Raw genomic sequence first — 12,356 nt, 5'->3', positions numbered from 1 at the left:
CAATTTGTTACACCCTTATTTCCAAGATGAGAACAACAATGGCCGAAAACCATAATGCCGTAACCAAACCTCGTAAACGTAGAAAAGCCCCTTTGGTAGCCAGTGCTATCATGTTGTCACTCGGCTTGCTTGGCGGTAGTTACTGGCTCACATACGGTCAGTATTTCGAGTCAACTGACAATGCCTACTTACAAGGTGACATCACAAGTATCAGCCCCAAAGTATCTGGCTACATCGTTCACTCTTACATCACAGACAACCAAGCGGTAAAACAAGGCGACCTTTTGGTGCAAATTGACGATCGCGATTTCCAAGCGGCACTCGATCAGGCTAAAGCACATCTTGTTGTGACAAAAGCCAGTGAGAACAACTTAAATGCCCAGCTAAAATTACAGCGCAGCCAAATACACCAAGCAGAGAGTCAAGTGGATTCAGCCCAAGCCGAATATGATCGCGCGGTTCAACAAGTAGCGCGCTCTCGAAGCCTGCTCAAACGTAACTACGCCTCTCAAGATGAAGTCGATAGCATGCTCGCCCAGCAGAAAGTCACCTTGGCAGAACTTGATGAAGCACAAGCAAACTTAGCCGCAGCCCATGAACAGCTCAATGTCATCGCGAGCGAAATTGAACAGGCTCGTGCGTCTGTGACGGAGGCCCAAACTGGCGTAACGCAAGCCCAACTGAATTTGGATTACACCAAAGTTTACGCGCCTGCAGACGGCATTATTGGTAAGCGTAGTGTCCGCGACGGTCTTTTAGTCCAAGCTGGTGCGCCATTGATGAGCTTAGTGCCAAACAAAGCCGTGTGGATTGAAGCCAACTTTAAAGAGACGCAATTAAGTGGCATTCATAAAGGGCAGAAGGTCAAAGTAGAACTTGATGCTTTCCCTGGGCAACCACTTGAGGGGGTTGTTGACAGTTTCTCTCCAGCGACAGGAGCGAAATTCGCACTTTTACCGCCAGAGAATGCAACCGGTAACTTCACTAAAATCGTCCAGCGCGTACCAGTAAAAATTGTTATCCCAGATCAGAAATCGCTCACAGGTCGTTTGTTACCAGGGCTATCTGTTACCGCCACGATTGATACGCGAGGCTGATGATGGCGCATACACAAGCGCTTAGCGCCGACAACGAACAGCAAGCCGTCCCTACTCGAAACTGGATCGCGCTATTTGGCGGTCTAATCGGCGCTTTCATGGCGATCCTCGACATCCAGATCACTAACTCTTCGTTAAAAGATATCCAAGGCGCGCTGTCAGCGACACTTGATGAGAGTTCGTGGATCTCCACCTCCTACCTAGTCGCTGAAATGATTGCTATCCCGTTGAGTGGCTGGCTATCAAAAGCCTTGGGTAAACGCCGCTATCTCACTTGGACAACTGCAATCTTTACCCTCTCATCACTGCTGTGTTCGTTGTCGTGGAATATGACTTCTATGATCGTGTTTCGCGCTATGCAAGGTTTTAGCGGCGGTGCGTTAATTCCTCTCGCGTTTTCTTTGGTGGTGCAGTTGCTACCATTAAACAAACGAGCAGTTGGTATGGCACTTTTTGGCGTTACCGCCACCTTTGCGCCTTCAATTGGTCCAACTTTCGGCGGGTGGCTAACTGAAAACTTGTCTTGGCATTACATCTTCTATATCAATATTCCACCCGCTTTCTTGGTGATTGCCATGATCCGCTATGGTTTAGATGACGAACCGTTAGAATTAGCATCGCTCAAAAAAGCTGACTGGTTTGGTATTGCCACTATGGCCTTGGGATTAGGCTGTTTGGAAGTGGTCTTGGAAGAAGGCAACCGCGAAGAATGGTTCAGTTCCAGCTTTATCATCACGCTGAGCATCATCTCTGCAGTCAGTCTCATTTACTTCATCATTAATGAATTACAGCACAAAAAGCCATTGGTTAATTTGCGCTTACTGAGAGACGGGCAATTCGCCATGTCTTGTTTCGCCTACCTCATTCTTGGGATGGCACTACTCGGTTCGATCTATGTACTGCCTTTATATTTGACTCAAATACAACAGTACAATGCGATGGAAATCGGTGAAGTGTTAATGTGGATGGGCTTTCCGCAACTTTTGATTTTCCCGCTAGTACCTAAGCTGACACAAATCATTAAACCGAAATACCTTGTCACGTTTGGCTTTGCGATGTTTGGTTTGAGTTGTTACGTCAATACTCATATGACAGTGGATTTTGGCGGCCAGCAATTGATCTTGTCTATGTTGCTCAGAGCCATTGGTAGCCCATTTATTATGGTTCCACTCTCTTTGGTGGCATTGAAAAATATTGCCAAACACGATACGCCAGATGCCTCTACCCTGACTAACGTAATGCGTAACTTAGGCGGTGCATTCAGTATCGCGGTTATTGCCACCTTGCTTGATAACAAGGCCCGTGAACATCTCGCTTATATTAAGGAATCGCTGCCAACGGTAAGTCAATTAGGTTGGCAGACACTCCAGCTGCAGCAAAGCTACTTTATTCAATCCGGTAGCGATGCCGCAACAGCATTGCAACAAGCTCAAGCGAGTTTAGTCGCTACCATGCAAAGAGACGCGGCGATTATGGCTTATAACGATGTGTTTATCATGATGACGGGCTTTCTGGCTCTCGCTGCGGTGCTTATCCTAACAATGCGCGACTAACCTTGCAGTCATTTGAGTATGCGTGTACGGTTAGATAAAACATGAGGATGTAGCCTATGACGTTTAAAATCAGCGATTTATGGCATGAACGCCACGATGATGAACATAAGATTCGTCGCGATGATCACCGCAGTCCTTATCAAAGAGACCGTGCTCGCATCCTTCATTCTGCGGCTTTTCGACGTTTACAGGCAAAAACCCAAGTTCATGGCAATAGCTTCGACGATTTTCATCGCACGCGCCTAACTCACTCCCTTGAAGCCGCACAGTTGGGAACTGGCATTGTCGCTCAAATTAAAAAGAAACAGCCCGAGTTTAAAGACCTACTGCCCAGCGACAGTTTGATCGACTCTTTATGCCTCGCTCACGATATTGGTCACCCACCCTATGGTCATGGTGGGGAAGTCGCGCTCAATTATATGATGCGTGATCATGGCGGCTTTGAGGGCAATGCACAAACCTTTCGTATCGTGACTAAGCTTGAACCCTATACTGAACAATTTGGTATGAACCTCGCGCGTAGAACCCTACTTGGCTTGATCAAATACCCAGCGATGATTAGCCAAACACGTGCCGAGAAAGTGCCGCAAAGTGTTTCTCATCAACGTAGATTAAGAGCCAAAGACTGGTCACCCGCCAAAGGGCTTTACGACTGTGATAAAGCCTTATTTGACTGGGTTGTGGCCCCTTTATCTGCACAAGATAAATGGCAATTCAGCCAAATGCGTGATGAAAACCTCAGTGATACAAAGCATCGTAAGACTCGTTATAAGTCAATTGATTGCTCGATTATGGAGCTTGCCGATGACATCGCCTATGGCGTACATGATCTTGAAGATGCCATTGTACTTGGCATGGTCAATCGCCATCAATGGATTGAAGGGGCATCCAGCCTATTATCAGAATGTGGCGACCCTTGGTTTGAGAAACATATTGCCTCTATCACCGAGATGCTATTTTCTGGTACCCATTATCAACGTAAAGACGCCATTGGTGGCATGGTCAACGCGCTGCTGACCAGCATTTCAATTAAGCCTGTCGATGCACCATTTAGCTGTGAGTTACTTGCCTTTAATGCAGTGTTAGAGCCAACGATGGACAAAGCACTGCATATTTTAAAACACTTCGTCAGCGACTATGTTATTCAGGTTCCCCACGTTCAAGTGGTGGAATACAAAGGTCAGCAGATCATCATGGATATCTTTGAAGCGCTCAGTGCTGACCCTGAACGATTGCTGCCAATCAACGTTAAACAAAAATGGCTCGAACGTGATGACGACAGCGCTGGATTTCGTGTTATCACCGACTATATTTCATCAATGACAGACGGCCATGCCCAGCGGCTTCATCAACAACTTTTCTCGTCGCATTAGTTAGGCAGTTGCTCAGCAAAGTAGTGGCTGGGCAATTTTTTGATCGCCAATTTAAGTGCGTTAAAGCAGCGCTCATCGATTGCGTTATGTAAATTTTCTTCCATGATCTGCAATGTTTTGGGTACAGGCACAGCACCACGATATGGTCTCTCGGCCGTAATTGCATCAAAGATATCGGCAGTGGTGATGATCCGAGTGGCAAGTGGAATTTGATCGCCACTTAGCTGCTTTGGATAACCAGTACCATCGAGTTTTTCATGGTGCGCACCTGCCATCCAAGCCATTTCTTTAAACGGCTTAAGATGGTTGAGGATCTGTTCAGTTAACGCGGCATGGGATTTCACCGCCTCCCACTCTTCGTCATCGAGCTTACCCGGTTTATCTAAAATAGTATTGCTCACGCCAAGTTTACCAAGATCATGCAGTAAAGCTGCGCGCTTTAGCCATTGTCTTTCGTTATGTTCAATACCTAGCTCTTGGGCGATCAAATCGGTGTAAACCGCTACGCGCTCACTATGACCTGCGGTATAAGGACTTTTTGAATCGACGATTTTACCAAACGCGCTGACAATACAATCTAGGTACTCTTCGTCGATGAATACGCTCGCATTTGCAGGAGCCAACTGCATGACGCGTTGAGAAATATCCGACCTCGTCAGCCCTTTGACAAACTCAGGATTGTGCGCGACATCCGTAAAAATATCGACCAATTGGGGATCAAACCAAGTGCCACGTCGAGCTTGCACTTCGACGATGGCCGTCATTAAGTCGTGCTCAAACTGAAACACGTCCACAACTTGAGCGAGTAACGCAATGCGAGAAAAGAGTGGGATTTGTTGCTGCTTGAGTTGCTCGGGTCTTCCCGTACCATCCCAATGTTCATCGAGACTGTGCACCCCTTGTGCAACGGCTTCATTAAACCTTAACTCTCGCGCCACTTCGGCACCACGCGTACAGCGGGTTTCAATCAACTCTTGAGCGTAGTCAGAACCATTTTTAAGAATATCAATCGTCGTGGAGATACGCGTTACCCAGCTTTGACCAATTCCGGTATTTTTAACGACAAAATTGATCGCGCTGGATAAGCTGGTGCCAACAGTTTTATAGTTGCGTTTAAAGGCTCGGTCATCGGTCATATACAACTCACAGATACGAGCGGCATTGCTACTGCAACCAGCATCTTTAAGTAACAAGGTAAAAAACAGATCGTAAAGCTGCTCGTCACTTAACTGCATTTTTTCACCAATATGCATACCAATCCAGCAGCAACGAATACAGTGTTCTGGCGGCTGCCCTTCCGTCATGTCTAATGCGGTGGTGAGTGAAAGCATTAACTCAGACAGAGGAATTGTCTGGTCGATATGTGGCTGCATTCATGTTCCTTTTTGAGCACAAAAGAGAGGTGGTCATTGTTACCTACGACCACCCAATCTAAGAAATCTACGCTTATCTATACATGCTAGCTAAATGATGCCTCACCAACAAGAAAGCTTTCTAAATATCTGTGTAGACGCTGTTTTTCACTGTCACTAATAAAACTCGCATTAATCGCGTTGCGGCTAAATTGCGCTAGATCTTGATTACTGACAATAAGGCTATCCGCTACCGCAACAAAATTATCCGTCATATACCCGCCAAAGTAAGCGGGATCGTCGGAGTTAATCGTGACACATAACCCGCGCTGGAGCAGATCAACAATATTGTGCTCTCTCATGGTTTCAAACACTTTGAGCTTAGTGTTTGAAAGTGGACACACCGTAAGTGGCATCTGGCTTTTTGCTAAAGCGTTGACCAGTTGCTCATCATCGGCACAGCGTACCCCGTGATCAATACGGCTGACTTTTAGCAGCTCCAAACTGTCGTAGATATTGCTGACTGGCCCTTCTTCGCCTGCGTGAGCCACAGTGAGAAAGCCCTCTTCTAACGCTTTTTGAAAGACTCGGGCAAACTTTTCTGGCGGATGTCCGAGTTCAGATGAATCTAGCCCGACAGCAATGATCTTATTTTTATGTTTAAGCGCTTGCTCTAACGTGGAAAATGCACTTTCTTCATCGAGATGACGCAAGAAACACATAATAATTTGGCTGCTGATAGCTAGTTGCTCACGGCCGTCTTTTAACGCTCGGTAGATACCATTAATCACGGTATCAAAGTCTATACCTCGCGCGGTATGCGTTTGTGGGTCAAAAAAGATTTCACTGTGGACAACATTATCTTGCTGACAACGTAACAGGTATGCCCATGTAAGGTCGTAAAAATCTTGCTCATGGATAAGGACATTAGCTGCTTGGTAATAGATATCTAAAAATGATTGCAGATTAGTAAATTGATAGGCGGCTTTGACTTCTTCTGGCGTAGTATAAGGGAGCGCGATTTGGTTGCGCTGCGCCAATTCAAACATCATTTCTGGCTCTAAGGTGCCTTCGATGTGCAAGTGCAGTTCGATTTTAGGTAATCGTTGAATAAAACGGGGTTGGTCCATACTTGTCTCTCCACTCATATCGATTGAGTTCGATATCCTAGATAGTTGAAGGGTAAACAAGCACTTTTCTCTGGGGAATTATAGGCATACAAAGAGAAAAGCGCCGTGCACTTAACTCTTCGTAATCTGAAATTCTCGGTTTCAGGTAGAGACTCCCGCACCTTATCAACGGGATTATACGAAGCATCACCTAGCAGAAGCTAAACGATTGCGCGGCATTGTACTTGGTTAAAGTACTGATTGACAACATCGCACTTGGACTAAGTTTAGTTGCTAAATCGAACTTTGCCGTGTTTATGTACGGTAATTCTTATCAAACACACCCGGTGGCATTTGTTGAATCTGGAATTCAATCATGTGGTTAAATGCATCAATTAAGGCTGAGAAATCTCTCTCCGGTTCAAGTAAAGAGAGAATGTGGTAACCCGCTTCGACCGTTGAAAGGCTGTTGTCACTTGGCGCTTTACGGATGCGGTAGTTTCCCTGCAAGTCATCCGGCAAATGGATAAGAGGGAGCGCGTGCAAATTGGTCGAAAGCTGCCACATTTTATAGGCTTTCTTCCATGTGCCATCAAGCAGGATCACCCTGACTTTTCGCTCTTCTGCAAGCTTGTTTGCCACCTCAGTGTGACTCAACGAGCCTTGGCCAGGGTAGAGCACAAAATGGTGATAGCTTTCGTCTTCGAGCAGTTGATTTAACTGCGGATGTGCGGAAAAATCCTCTCCGGTAAAGCAATGACTGTTGTTGAGCGATAAGTTTAAGATTCGCGCCGTGCCCATCGGTCTGTTTGTTTCGCTGTGATGCTGTAGAATGACCAACTCAACATTCGATGTTAGGCTTTGTATCCACTCACAAATACACGCTTTGAGTGATTTTCCACATTGAGAACAGTATCGGGACATAATGTGCGCTTATTATTTCTGTTAATCGCTATCAGCTTAGTTTGTCTAGGCCTTCAATTCGAGCCTTTCGCCTCGCAAGTAAACTGGCAACGCACTTTGATTGTGCAAGGCCAATGGTGGCGGATCCTAGCAGGAAATTTCACTCATACCAACTTTGCTCACTTAGTCATGAACCTTGCTGGATTATGGGTGATTAGCTTTATCTTCAAGCCTTCGCCTAAGTCTCTTATCTTATGCCTGTGCTTTGCAAGCCTTGCGGTTGGTGTGCTTAATTTCCTCACCACCATGAATGGCTATGTTGGCCTCTCTGGTGCTCTGCACGGTTTATTTGCTTATTTTGCCCTACAAGAAGTTTTCGATGGCAGAAAGAGTAGTTGGCTATTAGTCATTGGGGTATTGGCAAAGGTTGTCTGGGAGATGACGATGGGCGCCGCCGTATCCACCAGCGAACTCATCAATGCCCGTGTTGCGGTTGAGTCCCACCTTTTTGGCGCTTTAGCTGGATTTATCTTGGCTTTAACTCAACTTTTATTGAGAAAAAAAGGCTTACTTTCTCATTCAGAGTCATAATTTGGTTGATGTTCCCTGCTAAAGGACTCAGAATATCGCCCCTTTTCGTGCTGATGCTGTTTGTTTAGGCAAAGTACGATGACCAATCAATTACAGAGAATAATATATGGGTTTTACCTCTTTAGGCCTTTCTGCTCCAATCCTCAAAGCCATTGAAGACCAAGGCTATGACAAACCGTCTCCAATTCAGGAGCAAGCCATTCCCGCGGTACTAGCAGGAAAAGATGTCATGGCGGCAGCGCAGACAGGTACAGGTAAAACTGCAGGCTTTACATTGCCGATTCTAGAGCTGTTAGATAATGGTCAGCGAGTAAAAGGCAATCACATTCGCGCCTTGGTATTAACGCCAACTCGTGAACTGGCAGCCCAAGTTCAAGAAAACGTCTTCAAATACAGTCGCTATCAACGCCTTACCTCACAGGTGGTTTTTGGTGGGGTGAAAGTAAACCCACAGATGATGAAACTGCGTAAAGGATGTGATGTGTTAGTCGCCACGCCTGGGCGCTTATTAGATCTTTACCAACAAAATGCGCTGAAGTTCGATCAACTTGAAGTACTGGTGCTCGACGAAGCTGACCGCATGCTGGATATGGGCTTTATCCGTGACATTCGAAAAATTCTCAACTTACTGCCAGCGAAACGCCAAAACTTATTGTTCTCTGCTACTTTCTCACCTGAAATTCGTGAACTAGCGAAAGGGTTAGTCAATGACCCTGTCGAAGTGTCTGTTAACCCAGAGAACTCCACCGCGGTGACCATAGAACAAAGCATTTATCCAGCCGATAAACGTAAAAAAGCGCCAATGCTGGTCAAGATGATTCAAGACGGTGACTGGAAACAGACACTCGTTTTCTGTCGTACCAAACATGGCGCTAACCGCTTAGCTTTGTTCCTTAACAAAGAAGGCATCACAGCGGCCCCAATTCATGGCAATAAAAGCCAAGGTGCTCGTACGCGCGCTTTAGCTGATTTTAAATCTGGCGATGTTCGTGTGCTTGTCGCTACCGATATTGCCGCACGTGGTATTGATATCCCTCAACTGCCGCAAGTGGTGAACTTTGAACTACCAAATGTTGCCGAAGACTATGTGCACAGAATTGGTCGTACAGGCCGAGCTGGCGAAGTAGGCAAAGCATATTCGTTAGTCGAAGCAGACGAAGCGGCTGAGCTGTTTGGTATTGAGCGTTTGATCCAACAAGTGTTACCAAGGTTAGAGCTTGACGGTTTTAAGCCGGTCAATGAACTGCCTGAGTCCAAGCTCGATACTCGACCAATTAAGCCGAAAAAACCTAAGAAACCGAAGAAGCCAAAAGCCGAGCATCAAGATGGTCAGCGCTCAGGTGACAATGCGCGTGGCAATAAGCCAGCAAGCAAGAACAAACGTCATTTTGGTCACAACAAGGCGAGTGGTGAAAACCGTGGAAACAGTGGTCAATCTAAACGTACCCCATCAAATGCGAAGCCAAAGAGCAACAACGCCAGCAATAGTGGAAACGGCCAACAACGCCGTAAGCCAACGAATCGCAGACCAAGCGGCCAAGCTAAAGCTCAATAAGATTTAAACTTCAAAAAACGCTCCGGAATCAGGAGCGTTTTTTATTGGGCATTCAACGAAAAAAGCGCCTGAGTTGATAGGCGCTTTTATTCAACAAGTCTGTTGTTACTTAGACAATTGGGCGCTGGCCACGGTCAATCAGTTTCATTAACACGTTGTCGGCCGCCTCACCGGCTAAGCCAGCAAGTTTTGACGTCAGTTTCTTTTTCTCAACGTAGTGAATCGCCAATACGGTTTTCTCTTTACACGCTTCCACAACCAGATCGTCAGAGGTCTTAATCTCATCAACCAAACCTAGCGCATGTGCTTGTGTGCCAAACCAATGCTCACCTGTCGCAACTTTTTCCAGTTCTAATTCAGGGCGACGCTCGCGAATGAAATCTTTAAACAGGCCATGCGTTTCTTCGAGCTCTTGCTTGAACTTTTCGCGCGCTTTGTCGGTGTTTTCACCAAACATAGTCAAGGTACGTTTGTATTCTCCTGCAGTCAGCTGTTCATATTCAATATCGTATTTTTTCAGCACTTTATTGAAGTTAGGTAGCTGGGCAATCACACCAATTGAGCCAACAATGGCAAATGGCGCAGAGACAATCTTATCGGCGATACATGCCATCATGTAGCCGCCACTTGCCGCGACTTTATCAACCGCGATAGTCAGTGGCAGATTGGCCGCTTTAATGCGATCAAGCTGTGAAGATGCCAGACCATAACCATGCACCATACCACCGCCTGACTCTAATCGCAGCAGCACTTCATCGCCTTCACGGGCCACCGCTAGAATCGCTGTCACTTCTTCACGTAGTGACGCCACTTCTTTCGCATCAATGCTGCCTTTAAAGTCAAGAACAAATAAATGAGGCTCACGTTTGCTATCAAGATCACCCTCTTTCGACGCTTTCTTGATCTCTTTATCACGTGATTTATTTTTCTCTTTCTCTTGTTTCTTTTCTGCTTTATCACGCGCTTTAATAAACGCTTCGTCATGCAGGTGATGCTCTAGCTGATCAACCGTATTTTTGTGCTGCTCAGTAAGGTTAGTAATTTCCAATTCACCTTTCGCGCTACCGCTTTTACCGCCAACCGCTTTGGCAATCACTAAAATCGCAACAATCGCGACCACAACAGTCACAATCTTGGCTAAAAACAGCCCATAGTCCAACAAAAATTCCAATGTGATTATCCTCTCATGTGCGAATTAGTGTATTGTAACCACCATCTTACGGAATCATAAAGTAAATCATTACAATAAGGACACACATCGTGGAATATGCTGTTTCTTCAGATGCCTTGAAAGGTAAAGTCATACTCGTTACTGGCGCTGGTGCTGGTATTGGTAAGCAAGCTGCTCTTTCTTACGCAGAGCACGGCGCAACGGTGATTTTACTTGGTCGTACTGTGAAAAAACTCGAGCAGACATACGACGAGATTGAAGCGGCGGGTTATCCTCAGCCAGCGATTATCCCTCTAGATATGAAAGGCGCGACGAAGCAAAACTACCTCGACATGGTCGATACCATTGAAGGGCAATTTGGTCGTTTAGATGGTGTGCTACACAACGCAAGTCTACTCGGTGTGATTAGCCCATTTGATCAGATCGGTGAAGACACTTATGACGATATCATGCAGGTCAACGTTAAAGCTCAGTTCTTGATGACACAAGCACTGCTGCCTTTGCTGCATAAATCACCAGATGCACGTATTATTTTTACCTCATCAACCGTTGGTCATAGTGGCCGCGCATTTTGGGGAACTTATGCCATATCTAAGTTTGCCACTGAAGGCATGATGCAGATTCTTGCTGATGAGCTAAGCGAGAGCACTATCCGTGTTAATGCCATCAACCCAGGAGCAACACGAACGGGCATGCGTGCTAAAGCCTACCCTGCCGAAGATTCTGATTTGCTCAAGACACCTCTGGATATTATGCCACTCTACCTTTACTTGATGGCGCCAGAAGGTAAGGCCGTCAACGGTGAGTGTATTGACGCTCAACCAAAAAAATAGATTCTCGCTTTCCAAATAAAATTCAACGCCTTGTGTTTTTTCAATAAAGACACAGGGCGTTTTTTTATCCATTCGCTCCTTGTGCCTCTTGCCGATCATAGATAATTAATTATACTGTACATATATACAGGTATTTTATTATGTATGAATTAATCGAACATCTTAAACAAAAACAGTGGCTTTGGTCTGGGTCTCAAACACCCGATAACGCTGACTACTACCCAACAGGCTATGATCTTTTGGATCAAAAGCTTGAGGGTGGCTTTCCTAAACACGGGGTTGTCGAACTGCAAGGCGCGTCGAGTATTGGCGAACTGCGTCTCCTGCTGCCACACCTTAAAAACACCACTCAAGAGCGGTTGTCTGTTTTCATCCAACCGCCGGGTTACCTGTGTGCAGAGCAGCTCAGCAATGAAGGTTTAAATAACAATAAAGTACTCCTAATCTATCCACAAAATGACAAACAAGCGCTCTGGGCGACCGAACAATGCTTGCGTAGCGGTGCCTGCAGTAACGTTCTGCTCTGGCATCCAGAATTAGAAGTACACCAAGCAAGACGCTTACAAGTGGCAAGCGAACATGGTAGCTGCCTGCACTTTCTGTTTAAAACGGCCAGAAAAAGTTTGTTCTCACTGCCGGTCAGTTTAAGTATGACGCTGCTTCCACATGTGTTAGGCGTCGAGATCACCATCACCAAACGTAAAGGCGGATGGCCTCAAGGCAGCTTTGTGATTGATATGAGTGCAACTTGGCCAAGTTTAACCTTGCAGCCTCAGTCACCTGTGGTTATTCCATTCCCAATCCGTCAGCAGGGTTAGT

The 12,356-nt window shown here is 46.0% G+C and carries 11 protein-coding genes and 1 riboswitch; of the genes, 7 read left to right on the top strand and 4 right to left on the bottom strand.

The window, feature by feature from the left end; translation table 11 throughout:
- The first annotated feature begins 38 nt into the window (after positions 1-38).
- The 3 genes from TW81_RS08280 to TW81_RS08270 are packed head-to-tail and all read left to right on the top strand — an operon-like array spanning position 39 to position 4,023.
- Positions 39-1,097 (top strand): HlyD family secretion protein, encoded by a 1,059-nt coding sequence (locus TW81_RS08280; protein WP_045955241.1) that lies wholly within the window; start codon positions 39-41, stop codon positions 1,095-1,097.
- 2 nt (positions 1,098-1,099) lie between these two features.
- The gene (locus TW81_RS08275; protein WP_045955289.1) at positions 1,100-2,650 is read left to right on the top strand and encodes a DHA2 family efflux MFS transporter permease subunit; all 1,551 of its coding nucleotides are present in this window, start codon (positions 1,100-1,102) and stop codon (positions 2,648-2,650) included.
- A gap of 56 nt (positions 2,651-2,706) precedes the next feature.
- Positions 2,707-4,023, top strand: a complete 1,317-nt coding sequence (locus TW81_RS08270; RefSeq protein ID WP_045955240.1) for an anti-phage deoxyguanosine triphosphatase — start codon at positions 2,707-2,709, stop codon at positions 4,021-4,023.
- Here TW81_RS08270 and TW81_RS08265 read toward each other — a convergent pair.
- The 3 genes from TW81_RS08265 to TW81_RS08255 form a co-directional block, all read right to left on the bottom strand.
- The gene (locus tag TW81_RS08265; RefSeq protein WP_045955239.1) at positions 4,020-5,396 is read right to left on the bottom strand and encodes an HD-GYP domain-containing protein; all 1,377 of its coding nucleotides are present in this window, start codon (positions 5,394-5,396) and stop codon (positions 4,020-4,022) included. The two genes, TW81_RS08270 and TW81_RS08265, sit on opposite strands and share 4 nt — an antisense overlap.
- A gap of 86 nt (positions 5,397-5,482) precedes the next feature.
- Entirely contained in the window at positions 5,483-6,505 is a 1,023-nt protein-coding gene (locus tag TW81_RS08260; protein WP_045955238.1) for an adenosine deaminase, read from the bottom strand.
- A gap of 102 nt (positions 6,506-6,607) precedes the next feature.
- Positions 6,608-6,707, bottom strand: a riboswitch (purine riboswitch).
- A 92-nt stretch (positions 6,708-6,799) separates the two neighbouring features.
- Positions 6,800-7,408, bottom strand: a complete 609-nt coding sequence (locus TW81_RS08255) for a tRNA-uridine aminocarboxypropyltransferase (RefSeq protein WP_045955237.1) — start codon at positions 7,406-7,408, stop codon at positions 6,800-6,802.
- Positions 7,409-7,411: 3 nt separating this feature from the next.
- Between TW81_RS08255 and rrtA the strand changes: the two genes are divergently transcribed.
- A complete protein-coding gene (rrtA, locus tag TW81_RS08250; protein WP_045955236.1) occupies positions 7,412-7,978 on the top strand; it encodes a rhombosortase in 567 nt (188 codons plus the stop codon).
- Positions 7,979-8,084: 106 nt separating this feature from the next.
- A complete protein-coding gene (locus TW81_RS08245) occupies positions 8,085-9,533 on the top strand; it encodes a DEAD/DEAH box helicase (RefSeq protein ID WP_045955235.1) in 1,449 nt (482 codons plus the stop codon).
- Positions 9,534-9,642: 109 nt separating this feature from the next.
- On the opposite strand, the gene sohB is transcribed toward TW81_RS08245, so the two are convergent.
- Positions 9,643-10,704: a protease SohB gene (gene sohB / locus TW81_RS08240; RefSeq protein WP_045955234.1), complete on the bottom strand. Its 1,062-nt coding sequence runs from the start codon at positions 10,702-10,704 to the stop codon at positions 9,643-9,645.
- 89 nt (positions 10,705-10,793) lie between these two features.
- Between sohB and TW81_RS08235 the strand changes: the two genes are divergently transcribed.
- Both TW81_RS08235 and imuA read left to right on the top strand, forming a co-directional pair.
- Positions 10,794-11,537: a YciK family oxidoreductase gene (locus TW81_RS08235; RefSeq protein WP_045955233.1), complete on the top strand. Its 744-nt coding sequence runs from the start codon at positions 10,794-10,796 to the stop codon at positions 11,535-11,537.
- A 140-nt stretch (positions 11,538-11,677) separates the two neighbouring features.
- Positions 11,678-12,355, top strand: a complete 678-nt coding sequence (gene imuA / locus TW81_RS08230; protein ID WP_045955232.1) for a translesion DNA synthesis-associated protein ImuA — start codon at positions 11,678-11,680, stop codon at positions 12,353-12,355.
- Position 12,356 lies beyond the last annotated feature (1 nt).

The sequence above is a fragment of the Vibrio galatheae genome (assembly GCF_000967545.1).
Classification (GTDB): domain Bacteria; phylum Pseudomonadota; class Gammaproteobacteria; order Enterobacterales; family Vibrionaceae; genus Vibrio; species Vibrio galatheae.
The sequence above is the reverse complement of the archived record's forward strand: the minus strand, read 5'-3'. Positions and strand labels throughout refer to the sequence as shown.